This window comes from Hongsoonwoonella zoysiae (assembly GCF_013266695.1).
Classification (GTDB): Bacteria; Pseudomonadota; Alphaproteobacteria; order Rhizobiales; family Stappiaceae; genus Hongsoonwoonella; species Hongsoonwoonella zoysiae.
In genome coordinates, this window is record NZ_JABRXF010000002.1 from 361,997 (window position 1) to 378,002 (window position 16,006).

Annotated in this window: 13 protein-coding genes and 1 tRNA gene; 8 read left to right on the forward strand and 6 right to left on the reverse strand. The window is 58.8% G+C overall.

What is annotated here, in order from left to right:
* Positions 1-338: 338 nt before the first annotated feature.
* The 3 genes from HPQ64_RS12925 to HPQ64_RS12935 all read right to left on the reverse strand — a co-directional run bounded on the left by HPQ64_RS12925 (position 339) and on the right by HPQ64_RS12935 (position 2,328).
* Positions 339-1,019, reverse strand: coding sequence for a sulfotransferase (locus tag HPQ64_RS12925; protein ID WP_172888915.1), 681 nt, complete (start codon positions 1,017-1,019; stop codon positions 339-341).
* A gap of 299 nt (positions 1,020-1,318) precedes the next feature.
* Positions 1,319-1,393, reverse strand: a tRNA-Val gene (locus HPQ64_RS12930).
* A gap of 230 nt (positions 1,394-1,623) precedes the next feature.
* Positions 1,624-2,328: a hypothetical protein gene (locus HPQ64_RS12935; RefSeq protein ID WP_172888916.1), complete on the reverse strand. Its 705-nt coding sequence runs from the start codon at positions 2,326-2,328 to the stop codon at positions 1,624-1,626.
* A 513-nt stretch (positions 2,329-2,841) separates the two neighbouring features.
* On the opposite strand from HPQ64_RS12935, the gene HPQ64_RS12940 reads away from it, so the two are divergent.
* Positions 2,842-3,582, forward strand: coding sequence for a hypothetical protein (locus HPQ64_RS12940; protein ID WP_172888917.1), 741 nt, complete (start codon positions 2,842-2,844; stop codon positions 3,580-3,582).
* Between the two features lie 48 nt (positions 3,583-3,630).
* Here the strand turns inward: HPQ64_RS12940 and gph are convergent, their stop codons facing one another.
* The gene (gene gph, locus HPQ64_RS12945) at positions 3,631-4,317 is read right to left on the reverse strand and encodes a phosphoglycolate phosphatase (protein WP_172888918.1); all 687 of its coding nucleotides are present in this window, start codon (positions 4,315-4,317) and stop codon (positions 3,631-3,633) included.
* 98 nt (positions 4,318-4,415) lie between these two features.
* Positions 4,416-5,990, reverse strand: a complete 1,575-nt coding sequence (locus HPQ64_RS12950) for a methyl-accepting chemotaxis protein (protein WP_210260260.1) — start codon at positions 5,988-5,990, stop codon at positions 4,416-4,418.
* A gap of 418 nt (positions 5,991-6,408) precedes the next feature.
* Here HPQ64_RS12950 and rpiA point away from each other — a divergent pair, with 418 nt between their 5' ends.
* The 3 genes from rpiA to gor all read left to right on the forward strand — a co-directional run bounded on the left by rpiA (position 6,409) and on the right by gor (position 9,171).
* A complete protein-coding gene (rpiA, locus tag HPQ64_RS12955; protein WP_172888920.1) occupies positions 6,409-7,104 on the forward strand; it encodes a ribose-5-phosphate isomerase RpiA in 696 nt (231 codons plus the stop codon).
* A gap of 99 nt (positions 7,105-7,203) precedes the next feature.
* Positions 7,204-7,746 (forward strand): DUF2059 domain-containing protein, encoded by a 543-nt coding sequence (locus HPQ64_RS12960; RefSeq protein ID WP_172888921.1) that lies wholly within the window; start codon positions 7,204-7,206, stop codon positions 7,744-7,746.
* A 51-nt stretch (positions 7,747-7,797) separates the two neighbouring features.
* Positions 7,798-9,171, forward strand: a complete 1,374-nt coding sequence (gene gor / locus HPQ64_RS12965; protein ID WP_172888922.1) for a glutathione-disulfide reductase — start codon at positions 7,798-7,800, stop codon at positions 9,169-9,171.
* A gap of 65 nt (positions 9,172-9,236) precedes the next feature.
* On the opposite strand, the gene HPQ64_RS12970 is transcribed toward gor, so the two are convergent.
* Positions 9,237-10,439 (reverse strand): aminotransferase class V-fold PLP-dependent enzyme, encoded by a 1,203-nt coding sequence (locus HPQ64_RS12970; RefSeq protein ID WP_172888923.1) that lies wholly within the window; start codon positions 10,437-10,439, stop codon positions 9,237-9,239.
* 75 nt (positions 10,440-10,514) lie between these two features.
* On the opposite strand from HPQ64_RS12970, the gene HPQ64_RS12975 reads away from it, so the two are divergent.
* From HPQ64_RS12975 to HPQ64_RS12990, 4 genes are all read left to right on the forward strand, one after another.
* On the forward strand, positions 10,515-11,141 hold the full coding sequence (locus HPQ64_RS12975; RefSeq protein ID WP_172888924.1) for a gamma-glutamylcyclotransferase family protein: 627 nt from the start codon (positions 10,515-10,517) through the stop codon (positions 11,139-11,141).
* Complete coding sequence (locus HPQ64_RS12980; RefSeq protein WP_172888925.1) at positions 11,122-12,039, forward strand: SMP-30/gluconolactonase/LRE family protein; 918 nt, start codon at positions 11,122-11,124, stop codon at positions 12,037-12,039. Before HPQ64_RS12975 ends, HPQ64_RS12980 begins: the two co-directional genes overlap by 20 nt.
* Before the next feature lie 350 nt (positions 12,040-12,389).
* Positions 12,390-13,445: an ABC transporter substrate-binding protein gene (locus HPQ64_RS12985; RefSeq protein ID WP_210260261.1), complete on the forward strand. Its 1,056-nt coding sequence runs from the start codon at positions 12,390-12,392 to the stop codon at positions 13,443-13,445.
* 228 nt (positions 13,446-13,673) lie between these two features.
* Complete coding sequence (locus HPQ64_RS12990) at positions 13,674-16,004, forward strand: adenylate/guanylate cyclase domain-containing protein (RefSeq protein ID WP_172888927.1); 2,331 nt, start codon at positions 13,674-13,676, stop codon at positions 16,002-16,004.
* Positions 16,005-16,006 lie beyond the last annotated feature (2 nt).

Sequence of the window (16,006 nt, forward strand, 5' to 3'; positions counted from 1 at the left end):
TTAAGGTATAATTCGAAATTTCTCGGACGTTGTTCGAATTCTTTTTAAGATATACATCTATATTCATCAAGAAAGAGGGAATTGTTTCGCGCAAATTGTGCTATCGGGGCAATCACGAAGGCATGAACACGCCAATCGGTATGGCATCACCGTGCGTCGCCGGTGGTTCAAGCGGAAAAGCGGCGCGCCTTTCTTTCCCACAGCAGGTCTAGCCGGAAGAATCGGATGATTTTAAATGTAGATCCTTATGTGGCGGGCACGGGGCCTTGCCGCATCTGGCGGAGGATGCCTGCCTGTATATTGGGCGGAGCTGCATGCAGCTCGTATCCGGTCGGGTTTCAGTTCGAAAAAGACTTTATATAACGGGGCTTCAATACGGCATCGGGATAGAGCCGCGCGCAGATTCGACCGTAAAGCGGCTGCACGAACCCGTTGAACCGGCGCTTGAACGCATCGGAGGAAGATTCCTCGCGCGTACCGCTGACATTCGCCTTCGGATAGACCCTGCGCGCCGGTTCAATGCCAATGAAGTCGCAAAGGGCATCAAGATCGAGAGTGGACCCCGTCCGCATGATCATGAAATTGGCCGGCGTTTTTTTCTCGAAGAAATCGGCGACGGAACCGTTGTGTCGACTATAGAAATCCAAGTAGGCGGCTTCGAAACCATGCGGGAAATGCGTTCCGAAGAAGCGTTTCTGCTTGTGTTTCAAAGGGTGGGCGTAGGTGTTGTGGCGAAGCATGCTCGCGTACCAGGTTTCGGCGTCCTTCCTGGTGGTCAGGATGTATTTTGCGTCCGAACCGTAGCGTTCAAACAGGGCTTCATAGGCGAAAGGCGTCGGAACGTCGCAATGGTATTCGCCCTGATCGTAAAACCGGGCCATCTCGTCAAGCCGCCAGTCATAATAGTATTTGCTCAGGGTATGGCTCTTTCCGAAAGCGTCGAACCCGTTTTCGAACATAAACGCCAGAAGGCTCGATAGGCCCGTCTTCGGGAGCCCGACACAAAAGATCTTCGTCATGTCACAGGATGTCCGTCCGCGCTGAATTCATGCGTGCCTATACACTCATATGCCGCTCGAAGAACTTCAGGGCAAGCGGTTTGGGGATAAAGCAGGGGTAAAAAGCGAATTATCCGGCTGACCGCCCTAGCTGTCACGCACGGCTTCGATCCCGAGCGGGCAGCAAAACCTTTCGCGAGACCGGCGGCTCTGGGCGGGAGTGTGCGAGCGCAAAAGCCGACAAATTCCGGTGAATCGGAAGAGCGCACGCAAAATCACTATCCGGCTGCTGCAGGTTATCGAGTTCCAAGGGTGGGGGATGGTGGGCGATACTGGGATTGAACCAGTGACCTTTCCGGTGTGAACGGAACGCTCTCCCGCTGAGCTAATCGCCCGTCAGCATTCGAGTTGTCGCGGTTATCTATTATAGGTCAGTCGGTTAGGCAACAGGTAATTGAGAAATTCGGGTGTCATTGGGAACGCGGCTTCATACATCGTTGGTAACTCTGTATATTTTTCACCCACGCCCGGGGTGGAAAACCCGCCTTGCGGTGTCTTGTTACTCTCCGGCGCTCTTTGGCGATGCTTTCGTCGTGGCGTCAAAAATAGACTGGGTGAGGCGGCCTTACAGCACAAGTGTCTTTTCAGTCGCCGCCAGGCGCCTTTCAAGTTCCGATTCCTCACGGTCAAAGTCTATATCCGGCGTGCGGGCCCCACTGCCCCTACGGTGGTTGTAAAGCTGCCCGACAACGGTGGAAAGGCGTTTCGTATCGGGAGTAATGGCGTCGCCGGCCAGCGTTTCCACCATTTCCGTCACGCGGTCGATGTCGTTCAGTTCCCTGGTGGTGATCGAGAAATTCTGAAGGCCCTTTTGGGGAAGGATTTTTTCGTAAACGGCCTGGCGCTTCTGAATTTCGAGCGCGTACCAGTAGCAGAGCTGGTAATCCGTAAGCCCTTCCCAATCTTCCACGGAGAGGAATACGCTATCCTGGGGAGACAGACAAAAGGCCTGACCACCCCAGGTGCGCCCGGGTATCGTGCGGAGCATCAGATGCGAGATGGCTATCGCACGCGGATCCCTTCGCAAGGTAATGAACGAGGGGCGCAAGCCGAATTCCAGCGCCGGTTCGATGAAGGCCTTGCAAAAAAGGTGCGACGTCTCGACGTAAGCCTTGGCGTGAGAACGGAGCATCGCCGGGAATTTCTCCCAGCGGAGAAAATCCCTTGCCCATTTGGGGTTTTTCTGCGCGCTGCGCATAACCTTGTGGAAATTGGGCTTCGGCTCGTGGGAGGCATCCACACCTTGCAGGCTATCCCAGATGCGATACATGGTGCCGGAGCCGGAACGGCCCGATGTAATGCAGAAAATATTTATTCTGTCATTGAGCTTCGATACTTCCTTCTCCAATTTCTCGTCTGAATCAAAGAAATTCAAAGTATTGAACTTAAGGTGGTAGAAATACCTGCGCCGCTTGTTCATCATGGCGATATTCTCGCTTTTTAAGCTCGTACACTGCCCGCCAGAGGCGGGATCATTTCACCCCACGCGCCGTGAGTTCGCGGACCGAGAGCGGATCACAATCCGTTTCCAACGGTCATTGGCGCCTTTCCGGTTTTATGCGGGTTGTTACATTATTGACGCATTGCGTAGGCGCATCGTCTTCGGATGTAACGATTTGTACTGAGCATCTGTCCTTCATTCTCTATGACCGTTCCCGCGTGAGGACGATAAAGGTCTCGTAAATCCCACCGGTTTCGGCCCGCGACGTTGTGAAGTTACAGTTGAAGAGTGTATTCTTCCGTTGCGCTATCATTGTTATTTCGTAACGTGAGTCCAGGCTTGATGCCAAGCGGCTTTCTCAATGTGAATGTCTTCTCGAATGTAGCCTCGACGGATATCGGGCGATGCCTGGCGCCGCTCGCGGTTCGTTCCTGCCTCGACACATTCTGCCTGCGGAATCGCGACGGCGTCGTCATTCGGGCGTTCGTGGACCCGAACCCGAATCCGTCGCACTTCGATGCGTGGGCGGATGCGATTCGCGGTGGCCTGCCCGGTGTGAATGTTGAGGTCGTGAAAACGACGGGTTTGGCGTCGGGATTCATAAAGTCGATCGAGATGTGCGAAGCGCCCTATGCGATCCAACTGGAGCATGACTTCGTTTTCGTGGGGCGGAGGATCGATCATTCGATCGATGAAATCCTCGCCGGCATGAGGCGCCTCGGGATCAATTATCTGAAATTCAACAAGCGAGCCAACCGGGTTCGGGGCTATGACCATTTCATGGTGCAGGCAGGCGATGAGGTCTTGCCGGTGTGCAGGATCAATGGGCGCTCGAACAATCCGCAGATCGTCGAGATCGACTATTACCGAAGGATGGTGGTGCCATTGCTCGATCCCTCGCGAAAGGGGGCAAGCGGTGTCGAGGGGTGGATTTGCCGGCAGATTGGCGGGGGTTACGTCTACGGCGCACTAGGGCATCCCGCAACGGCGGCTCATCTTGACGGCCGTAACGTGCGCTTCAAGGACCGGATACGAAGGGCGCTCTACAAAAGGGCGGCCGCGCCGGAGATGCGAAGCTCATAAAACCCCGTTTTCCGCCTTGCCTCCGGCGCCTTGTCTTTTCGCGATTTGTTAAACGCCGGCCGGCACCGCCTCACCGAGAGAGGCGACGGCATCATAAAGCTCGTCGAAGTGGGAAATCACCTTGTCGGGGCCAAGTTCGGTGACAGGCACCGGCGTATAGCCGAAGGTGACGGCGACGACCGGAATGCCGGCGGCGCGCGCGGCATCGATGTCCGTGCGGGAATCGCCGATCATCACGGAACGCGAGGGGTCGCCGCCCGCGCGCTCTATCGCGCCGAGAACCGGCATTGCATCCGGTTTCGGTTTTTCGAATGTGTCGCCTCCGACAATCGCCTCGAAATATTTCGTCATGTCGAGAGCGTCGAGAAGCGGGCGCGACAAACCTTCCAGCTTGTTCGTGCAAACCGCGCAGACCCATCCTTCTTCGCGAAACCGCTCGATGGCGCTTAAAAGCCCCGGATACGGATGGCTGTGGACGGCGATATTGGCCGAATAATAGTCGATGAACCTGTCGAACAACGGGTCGATAACGGCGTCGTCTGGGGTCACGCCGTTGGCTTCAAGGCCGCGTTCGATAAGCTTGCGCGCGCCATGGCCGACCATCGACCTTATGCGCTCGGGATCGATCGCCTTGTGGCCGGCATCTTCAAGCGCAAGATTCATAGCCGCGGCCAGATCACCGATCGTCTCGATGAGGGTTCCGTCAAGATCGAATACAAGCACAGGCTGCGGCACGGCGTTTCTCCGTCGGTTCGGGACGTCGTGGGCTTACCGCCCTTCGCGCGGCACCGCAAGCGGACGTTCGGTCGCAACAACGTGAAGGCGGGTAGAATTCAGAGCTTGTAGGCCGTGCGGAAACCACCCCAGTGCCTCCCCTGGATGATGATCGGTGCGTCAACTTCGCTCATCCAGATGATATTGCCGTTGCCCATGTCGCGGGGATAGGTCTGAAGCAGGAAGGGCCTAGTGTTGCGAGCCGCGCAAAGGCCTGCACGGTCGTCGAATATCCGGCGGTTGCGGCTGTTGGCGGCGTTCCAGGCCGGATCGTCCGGGTTTTGGGGCTTGGAATAGATCTTGTTGTGAACCGGCAGGTAGCCGTTCCGGTCAACCGCCGCGCAAAAGGCCATGCCGGACCGTGCGGACTTTGCGAAAAGTTCTTCCTGGATCGGCGGCAGGATCTCGTCGAGAACCTTCAGCGCTCGCGTCTCGAACTGAACCGGATTGGTGCCTTCGATCGTGCGATAATCTGTGTCGAAGAGAGCTTCGAGGGTCAGCCGTCGTTCAGCAATCGCACGTTCCATCGCTTGGGAGGCGAGAGCAGCGGTCTCCTGGGCGAGGTCGATTTTCGCTTTGGATTCGCGGGCGATCCCCTCGATAACTTCGCTTATGGCCGACTGAGTGGCTGCGTCCGGGTTCTCGAAGGCACAGTGCAGGCCGTTTTCCGATTGGCCGACAATACGCACGCCCACCGCGCCGATGTCCGAAATTTCGACTGTTCCCGATGCCGGCAGACGAAGTTTCGCCCCGGCTTCCGGCAAGAGGAGGACGCCGCCTTCGGAAATATCGCGTGTTTTGGCCGGAATCGTTCGACCCTGCAGGACAAGGGTCGCCTTGCGCTCGACAGGGTAGCGATCATATTTGCGCCGGTCGCCCATCGCGCTTTGGCGGACCATCATCGTGAAGCGGCGATTAAGCGCGGAACTTAGCGCCGTCATGTCCTGGCTTGCGGCATCGGCCGCGGAGCCGGATCGCTCCGCCAGGTCGGTGGCGCTGACGATAGCGTCGACCTTTTCCGCAACCGCGTGGACGAACTCCGCCGTCTGGCGGGCGGTCATGCCGATTTCCTGCGTGGTGGAAACCTGCTGCTGAACGCTGCCGGCGACAGCGGAAAAATTGGGCCTGATTTCTCCGATTACCTCGATGATGCGATCAACGGCCTGAATGCTCGTTTCGGCCGATTTCTGCAGCCTTTCGATATTCGCGACGATCACATCGGTAGCTTTTTGCGTCTCGACCGAAAGCGATTTCACCTCATTTGCGACAACGGCGAATCCTTTTCCGGCTTCGCCGGCGCGCGCGGCTTCGATCGTTGCATTGAGCGCAAGCAGGTTGGTCTGTTTGGCAACGTCCGAGATGAGCTTGACGACATCGGCGATATCGTCGATCGCGGTCTTGAGTTCCTGCACGCCGGAATTCGCGGTATCGGCGACGGTTCGCGCCTCTTCGGCAAGTGCGCTCGATTGCTTCACCTGGGTATCGATTTCCGCACTCGCGGCGGCCAGTTCCTCGATCGCATCCGCAAGGCATTGCGCATTTTCATTCGCGGCGTCGGATTCGGTGCGTAGAAGCTGCGAATCATTGCGGATTTCCGACAGCTTTTGGAGTTGCTCAGCAATGCGTCCGCGCAAACCGCCAGCTCCGGCTGCGATGCTTCCGGCCGCGGTTCGCAGATCCGCCTCGATCAGATCGAGCGTCAGTGAGAACTGGTCGCGATGAGCGGTGCCGGGATCGTTTAAAGCAGATTCTAACTCAACGACACTTAAGCTCGTTTCGCCCTTTGTACTTTTCGCATTCTGTCCGGTTTGATCATTTTTTCTTGCGAACAAGCGCATTTCGAGCCTCGATTTTCACTAATCTATGCGGATGCGGTGAAAAACCTAGATAAATATACTGAATCGCCGGTTAACAACTCCATCACGCCCCACGGAATAACGGTCTGCTCGAAGACCGGCAAAGCCGCGCTTTGCCCTGTGACGCTGCCATGCTAAACCCCCGCTCGCAGAGGCGGGGCGAAAGCCGCGTCAGTAACGATTGTCGGACGATCAAATGAGCGACGAACTAAAGCGCAAGGCGGCAGCGGCCGCGTTGGAGGAAGTCGAGGCCGGGATGCGGATCGGCATCGGAACGGGATCGACGGCGGAACATTTTATCCGGCTTGTCGGTGAACGCGTCAGGGCGGGGCTGGAAATCGTTGGCGTGCCGACCTCGGAGCGCTCGGCGAAACTTTCGCGCGAAGAGGGAATTAGGCTTTCAACGCTTGAGGATTTGCCGGAACTGGATCTTACGATCGACGGTGCCGACGAACTCGACGACAACCTCAATCTGATCAAGGGCGGTGGCGGCGCATTGCTAAGGGAGAAGATCGTCGCGACAGCTTCGAAACGTATGATCGTGATTGCCGACAGCTCAAAGCATGTCCGGCAACTCGGCGCGTTTGCGCTTCCTGTTGAAGTGGTGCCTTTCGGCCTCGGGTCGACCGAACGCGCCTTGGCGCGCGTGCTTTCTTCCTGCGGCTATGAGCCGCGGCTTTCCTTGCGCGGCGGCAGGCAAAATCCGTTCGTGACGGACGGCGGTCACCATATTCTTGACGCGGACTTGCGACACATAGCCGATCCCGATGCGCTGTCCGACGCGTTGCTTCGCGTGCCCGGAGTGGTCGATCACGGACTTTTCCTCGGAATAGCGGCTTGCGCCTATATTGCCGGAGACGGTGGCGTAAGAAAGATCGAGGCGGCGCGCTGAAGCGGACTGAAACCGAAAGATATCTGAATTACAAAACGTAAGCGAAATGCCGGGCCGGCGACCGATAGTGTGCTCCGGCAAATGAAAAGGGAGATCGGGATGGTCAACGGGACTGTCAAAGTCTTTAAGGCAGCACTTGCGGCGACTGTATGCCTCGCGTTTGTCAGCACCGCCGCCTATGCCCAACAAGCGCAGAAACCGCAGCAGCAGGAACAGGAAGCAATCGCGCCCGAACACCTGCAAGCGGCCAAGAATGCGGTTCAAGCGGCGAAGGTGCTGGATACTTACGACAACATGTTGCCGCTGATCGCAGATCAGACGAGAACGCTTTTCGTGCGCAGCAACCCGAGCGCTGCGGCCGAGATTGACGAAGTCGTGAACACTATTGCGCTTGAGATGGTTGAACAGCGTGCCCAGTTGAACAACACGATCTATCGGGTCTGGGCTCGCCGGTTTTCCATCGAGGAACTGAATCAGATCGCGGAGTTCTACAATTCTCCGGTAGGGCAAAAGTTTTCTGAGATCGGGCAAGAACTTACGGCGTTATCTGTAGGCGCCGGCAAGCAGTGGAGCGACCGTATCTCGACACAGATGGTGTCCCAGGCGCGTGAACAGCTCAAAGAGCGCGGCTATATCGACTGATACCTGACCGGTGGCGATGGCCGCGGCATTGAATCGACAGACGAGGCATACATGGCGGATTTCGACTACGATCTCTTCGTGATCGGAGGTGGCTCGGGCGGCGTGCGGGCCGCGCGCATCGCTGCGGGCTATGGCGCGCGCGTTGCCGTGGCAGAGGAGTACCGATATGGCGGGACCTGTGTCATTCGGGGCTGCGTACCCAAGAAACTGTTTGTCTATGCTTCGCATTTTTCCGAAACCTTCGAGGATGCGGAAGGGTTCGGCTGGTCGGTTGGCGAGCGGACTTTCGACTGGGAGAAGCTCGTCGACGCCAAGGACCGGGAGATAACCCGTCTTGAGGGTATCTATAGGCGGAATCTTGAGCGTTCAGGTGTCGAACTGCACGACAGCCGCGCCGTGATCGAGGATGCGCATACCGTCAGGCTGATGGCCGACGACCGCAGGATCACCGCGCGCTACATTCTGGTTGCCGTAGGCGGCACGCCGAATGTCGACCCGGACATGCCGGGTGGCGAGCATGTGATCACTTCGAACGAGGCCTTCCACCTCGCCGATTTCCCGAAGAAGATCGTGGTGGCTGGCGGCGGCTATATCGCGGTCGAATTCGCCGGCATCTTCAACGGTCTGGGCGCGGAGACCACGCTTATCTACCGTGGCGAGGAAATCCTGCGCGGTTTCGACATGGACCTTCGCAAGACGCTGCACGAGGAGATGGAAAAGAAGGGCATACGCGTCATTTGCGGCGATGTTTTCACTGCAATCGAAAAGACTTCGGAAGGGCTGGTCGGAACGACAAAGCTCGGCGAGGCGATAACCGCCGACAAGATCATGTTCGCGATTGGACGGAAGCCCAATACTGCGGGTCTCGGCCTTGAAGCGGCGGGCGTTGAAACCAACCGTAACGGAGCGATCATCGTTGACGGGCAGTCGCGCACGAACGTGCCGTCGATCTATGCCGTGGGCGATGTCACCGACCGCGTCAACCTCACACCGGTGGCGATCCGCGAGGGGCATGCCTTCGCCGATACGGTCTTCGGCGAAAAGGCATGGTCGGCGGATCATGAGTTGATCCCCACCGCTGTTTTCTCGCAGCCCGAGATCGGCACCGTCGGTATGACGCAGGAAGAAGCCCAGGCGAAATACGCCAACCTCGACATCTACCGGGCATCGTTCCGGCCGATGAAGCACACGCTTTCAGGCCGCGACGAGAAAATGCTGATGAAGGTTATCGTGGATGCCGACAGTGACCGGGTGCTCGGCGTTCACATTCTGGGACCGGATGCCGGCGAGCTTTCGCAGGTTTTGGGCATCGCGCTGAAGATGGGTGCGAAAAAGGCCGATTTCGACGCGACGATGGCGGTTCACCCGACTGCGGCCGAAGAACTGGTCACCATGCGCGAGCCGTCGGAGCGCATTCGCTCCTAAATTACCGATTGCACAAGTATTTCAAGGCACCCGCCGGTCAGGCCGACCCGCGGGTGCTTTTCGATTCAGCCGCCTAACGCTGAGAGAAGACGGGCGATTTCTTCTTCCGTGTTATAGGCGTGAAGCGAGGCGCGAACGAGGGAATCGAGGCCGCGCACAGGCAAATCGATCTGCGATGACGTTGCGCTGGTCACGGATGTGTTGATCGACTGGCGGGAAAGACGATCCTTCGTTTCCTGCGGATCTTCGCCCTCGACCTTGAAGGTGACAATCCCGCATTTGCGAAGACCCTTGTCGTGAACGCTGACACCACGAAGCTTTTCCAGTTCCTGGCGAAGCTGTGCTGCAAGCCCCGAAATGCGGGATTCCAGGCGAGGCAGGCCAAGGTCGAGCGCATAGCGGATGGCAACGCCGAGGCCGATCTGGCCGGCGACGAACCGCTCCCACGATTCGAAACGCTTCGCGCCGGGCACCCAGGAAAAGCGTTCAGCATCATTCCAGACCGACGATCCAAGTTCCACAAAGGGTGGATCAAGGTTATCGAGAATTCCATCGGCGACATAAAGGAAGCCCGTGCCGCGCGGGCCGCGAAGGTACTTGCGGCCCGTGCCAGAGAGCATGTGACAGCCTAGATGGGTGACATCGAGGGCGATCTGGCCGGCCGACTGGCAGGCGTCGAGCAGATAGAGAATGCCGTGCCGGCGGGCGATATCCCCGACCTCCTCGGCCGGGTTGACGAGACCGCCGAAGGTCGGGACGTGGGTGAGGGCGATGAGGCGCGTTTTCGGACCGATCGCGGCTTCGAGCGCCTTCAGGTCGATCTGGCCGTTTTCATCGTCCTCGATCAGATCGATCTCAATGCCCTTGCGTTCCTTCAATTGCAGGAAGGCGACGAAATTCGAGACATATTCAGCCCGGCCGGTGATGACCCTGTCGCCCGGTTTGAAGGGGATGGAGTAAAAAGCCATGTCCCAGGCGCGGGTGGCGTTTTCGATATATGCGATTTCGTTCGGCTGTGCGCCGATGAGTTCTGCAACTGCCGGATAGAAATCGTCGATCCTCGCTTTTGCCGCTGCCGCCGCTTCGTAACCGCCGATCGTCGCTTCCAGATCGATATGCGCCTTGACCGCCGCAACGACGGGGCGCGGAGGCAGGGACGAACCGGCATTGTTGAAATGGGTGACGGTTTCGCAACCCGGCGTGTCGGCGCGCAGGCCTGCAATGTCGGAGGATGTGAGGAATGGCTGTTCGCTGGAATTGGCTGGCATTTGACGGCTCGCTTGATGGCGCTATGGTCACGGACTTCGACAGATCACCCGCGATTCATCGATCAGGATAATGCTTTGACGATCACTTATTTCGGCTATGGTTCGCTCGTCAATCGGCAAACCCTTTCGCCGGAAAGCAAGGCCGTGCCCGGAGAACTGCGAGGCTGGGTGCGCGAATGGCGGGTCAAGGGCAAGGTCGCCGGGATCGGCACCGGGGCTTGCGCGTTGACCGTGCGCCGTGAACCGGAAGTTTCGATCCGCGGCGTTATGGTGAGCGAGCCGGCAAGCGGGCTTGCCGCACTCACGAAACGTGAAATCCGCTATGACCGCATCGACGGGATCGCGTCGGAGTTCCACGCCGAACGCCAGGAGGACGACGTGCCGCAGGACGCCTTCCTCTACCAGGCGAAATCAGGCCACTATGACTGGGGTGATGCGGACCACCCGATCCTGCAAAGCTATGTCGACTGCGTGCTTGCCGGGTTCTTCGACCATTGGGGCGAAAAGGGGATCGATCATTTTCTGGCGACGACCGACGGCTGGCACGTGCCGATCCTCGCCGACCGCGCCGACCCGCGCTACCCGAGGGCAGTTTCGCTTGAGCGGGAACTTGCCTTGCTGATCGACGAAAAGCTTTCACAAGTTGGCGTGGATTATATCCAAGTTTCGGGAGGAGAGGCCATTGAAGACCGAGCGCTATGAAATCCGCGACGAACGCTTCAGGAGAAGCATCAAGCTTGCCGAACCTGTCGAGCAGATCTGGGCGGAAGGACAATGGACGGAAGGCCCGGTCTATTCGCCGGCCTTCCGCTCGCTGATATGGAGCGACATCCCCAACGACCGGCGCCTGAGGTGGGACGAACTGACGGGTGCTGTAGGCGACTTCCGAAGCGGCCTTGGGTGCTATACGAACGGCAGCACCCTCGACCGGCAAGGGCGCATCGTCGCCTGCGAGCACGGCACGCGCACGGTCACGCGCATCGAGCACGACGGCACGGTGACGACGCTTGCAAGCCGTTATCAGGGTAAGCGCTTCAACAGCCCGAACGACGTGGTCGTGAAATCCGACGGTTCGATCTGGTTCACCGATCCGGCCTACGGCATCGAGACGGATTACGAGGGATTTCAGGCCGACCCCGAGCAGGACGGCGAACACGTCTACCGTATCGACCCGGTGAGCGGAGAGATAACGCGGGTTGCAGACGATTTCGCCTGCCCGAACGGGCTGGCCTTCTCGCTGGATGAAAAGACGCTCTATATCGCGGATTCCGGGGGAACGCGCTACGCAAGCGGGGAACACCATATCCGCAAATTCTCGGTTGGTGACGACGGCAAGCTTTCAGGCGGGGAAGTGTTCGCCGAGTGCGAGGAAGGCGTGTTCGACGGCTTTCGCCTCGACAACCAGGGCCGCATTTGGACAAGTGCCGCCGACGGGGTGCATTGCATCCACCCGGACGGGACGCTGATCGGCAAGATATTCGTGCCGGAAATCGTCTCCAACGTCTGCTTTGGCGGGCCGAAGGGAAACCGGCTTTTCATCACCGCATCGAAGAGTGTCTATACCGTGCGGCTTTGCACGACAGGCGCGAAAACGTTCTGACCTTCGGCCAGCGCCCGATGCCCGATGACGGAATGCCGATCATCGAGCCGGCAGGAGACATCGAAGGCCTTTTTATAGCTGTCGCACATGCCGGGCTGATCCTGGGGCCATTGGCGGGGAGACTTGTCGCCGGCGAGTTAATGTCGGGCCGCCGGAACCAATACCTTGCGGATTGAAGCGGGCGTTGGGGCATCCGTGCAGGGCATGTTACCGTAACGAAAGTACGGTATTTTTCGGGAGACCCGAGACTGCCTTGTCTGGATAAAGCCGTGCAGCGGGGGTGGAACATGTTGCCAGGAGCCCTTTTTCTCAGGATTGGAAGCTGCTTCCCGCTGGCCTTTTTGATGGGCATGACCCTTTCAATTGTTAATTCAAACGCCGCCGATCTGACGGTGGTGACATGGGGCGGCAGCTACGCCAAAAGCCAGCAGGAGGCCTATGGAAAGCCGTTTGAGGAGAAAACGGGAAAGACCATCGACTGGGTGAACTACAACGGCGGGCTTGCCGATATCCGCGCGCAGGTGAAAAGCGGCGATGTTATCTGGGATGTCGTCGACGTTTTTCCGAGCGATGCGCGAAAGGGATGCGCCGACGGGCTTTTCGAGAAGCTGCCCGAAAACATGTTTTCATCCTCGGATGCCGACGGGAATTTCGAAGACGATCTGATCGTGCCGCGCCCCAACGAATGCGTTTCTCCCAACATCATCTGGTCGTGGGTGACCTTTTACGCCAAAGACCGCTTTAAGGGCGAAGGCCCGCGAACGATTGCCGATTTCTTCGATATAGACCGCTTTCCGGGCAAGCGTGGCTTGAGCGTATTCGCCCAATCGAACCTGGAAATGGCGCTGGTGGCGGATGGCGTGGCGCCCGGCGACGTTTACGACGTGCTATCCACCGAAGAAGGGCTCGACCGTGCGATTGGCAAGCTTGAGAGCCTTGGCGATCAGATTGTGTTCTGGTCGGCGGGAACCGAGCCGCTGGAACTTGTGAATTCGGGCCAGGTGGCGATCTCGACCGGATACAACGGCCGGGTGAGCGAGGCCATTCTTTTCCAGGGTGCGGAATACGAAATCATCTGGGATGGCCAGGTGCTGGAAGAGGAATGGTTTGCGCTGGTGAAAGGATCGACGAACCGGCAGGAGGCATTGGAATTCCTGAAAATCAGCGCCACGCCGCAGGCCCAGGCCGAACAGGCCCGGTGGATCCCCTATGGTCCCATGCGTCGCTCGGCATTGAAAATCATCCGCGAGAACGAACCGTGGTTTCACGGCGGCAAGACCGTTCTGGAACATATGCCTGACCGTGAAGAGGTTATGGACCGCACCATAATCGCCGACCCCGACTGGTGGACGAATAATGGCGCTGAGGCATCCGAACGCTACAAGGCCTGGATGGAAAGCCGCTGACGGGGCATTGCGATCCAAAGCTATTTCCCCAAGTCACCCGAATCTGAAGTTTGTCTCAGTTCCCGGCAGGCTCTGAACGAACTTCAGATTCAAAAGGGCGACTAGCAAATATATGTTTCTAGTGTGGTTTTCGGATTTGAAATACGCTCCGGAGGCTGCTGCTAAACTGTGGCGTATTTCAAATCCACCACACTAGGTCAAGTCGGTTAGACTTGCCTTTGGGGTTTCATGAGCGAAGCAAGCACACAGCGCAGGCTTTCAGCAATCCTGGTCATGGACGTGGCCGGATACAGCCGCCTGATGGCTCGGGACGAGACGGGCACTTTCGAGCATCTTGCCGAGGCGCATGATACCATCATCCTGCCCTTGACAGGGCAGCACCATGGCCGGCTCGTCAAGCGCATGGGCGACGGGTTTCTGCTGGAGTTCCCGAGCATTGTCGATGCGGTGAATTTCGCGCTCGCCTTTCAGGAAAAAATGGCGACAGCCAACGAGCCGCGCCGCGACGGCGAGAAGCTCATTTTCCGGATCGGCATTAATTTCGGCGACGTGATCGGCGATGGCAGCGACATTTATGGCGACGGCGTGAATATCGCCGCTCGGCTGGAGCCGCTGGCCCCGCCCGGTGGCATCTGCATTTCGGCAAAGGTGGAAGAGGAAATCAGGGGCAAGATCGACACCGCCTTCGAGCCGATGGGCGCGCGGGCGCTCAAGAACATTCCTACGCCCGTCGAAACATATGCAGTGCGCATCGATCCTTCGGCCCCACCGATCGCCAGTCGGCGACCGCGGCGGTTGGTAATTGCGGGAGCAGTTGTGGCGGTGGCCGCGGGACTTGTGGGCGGTGCCTACTTCTTCTGGCCCGGAGTGCGGCAGGTTGCCGAGCCGGCCCGTGAAGCGCTGATGGCCCACCCCTTGCCCGACAAGCCGTCTATCGCCGTGCTGCCATTCAAGAACGTTACCGCGCAGGACGAGGCCGGCTGGTTCGCAGACGGTGTGACCGAAGACCTGATAACCGACCTTTCCAAGGTGGACGGGCTATTCGTGATTTCTCGCAATTCCTCTTTCACGTTCAAAGGCAAGGAGACATCGACGCAACAGGCGGCAGAGACGCTTGGCGTCAGATATGTACTGGAAGGGAGCGTGCGAAGGGCTGGAAACAGGGTGCGCATCAATGCGCAGCTTGTCGAAACGATAACGGGAGGCGCGGTCTGGGCCGAACGTTATGACGGAGACGCCGAAGCCGTGTTCGATTTGCAGGATGAAATAACATCCCGCATCATCGCGGAACTGACGGACCGGCTACTGCCGGGCGGTCCCGAGGTCGCGGCACGCGAGGAAACGGAAAATCCGGCCGCGCACGATGCGTACCTGAGAGGGCTCGCGCTCTACCGAAGGGGGAGCCCGCAAGACTACGCGGCAGCGGCAAGGGCATTCTCACGCGCGATGGAGCTTGATACCGGTTACGAGCGCCCGCGCACCGCACTTGCCAAGACATACGCCCAGGCCGCATTCGGCGTGCAGGATTACGCCGATGCACTTGGCCTTCACTGGGCCGATGCGCTTGCCCGCTCGTGGGTTCTGCTGGCGAAGGAAACCGAAGAGCCGAATGCGGACAGGCAGGTGATCCGTTCCTGGCTTGCGCTCAGGAAACACCAGCACGAGCGCGCCATTGCCGATGCGGAACGAGCGCTGATCCTCAGCCCCAACGACACCGACGCGATGGAAGCGCTGGCCGAAGCCGAAATATACGCCGGACGGGCGCAAGCCGGGCTCAAGGTGGCGGAGCAGGCGCTGCGCCAGAACCCGGCGGCTCCCGCCAAGGCGCATTACCTGATCGGACTTGCCAATTATGCCCAAGGTCAGCCGCAGGCCGCGCTGGAAGCTCTGGACCGTGCCATCGCGGCTGCCCCTGGCCGACGCTCGGAATTCGCCGGTATCCGCGCAGCCACGCTCGCCGAGCTGGGGCGGGACGACGATGCGCGCGAAGCGTTCGAGGTTTTTTCGCGCGGCTATCTCGACCGGCCCTCGATGTCATGGACGGTGCGGCCCGAAACCTTCCGCAACCCGCGCTTTCACACCTGGCGCAACATCGACCTTGCCTGGGCCGTCTTCACCCATCCGTTTCGCGACCCGCTCGTGCAGGAGCGTTTCGCCGTTTCACTTCGGGTCGCGGGCGCGCCGGAAGGCATCGGGGGTTATCTGCCGCTCAACCGGGGCAACAGGCTTGAAGGCGCGGAGATCAGGGAGGCAGCCTTCGGCAGGGAGATTTCGGGAAGCGATTTCTGGCTTGCCGAAAAGGAATGGCGGCAAACGCGGACGGAAGAGGGAGAGGTGACCCATCACGGTGTGCCGATCCATGTTGGCCCTCCTCAAGCGGACAAGGGGGAGGGGACGACACGCGACAACCTCTTGTGCGAGCGATGGCTGCTCGAAGACCAATGGGTGGAAATCTGCTCAAGCGTCTATCGCATGTTCGATGCGCGCTCGCGCGCCCGATGGGGCGACTACGTGATGGTTACGGACATCGGCCCGTTTCCGTTTTCGGTGGTTGAATGAAG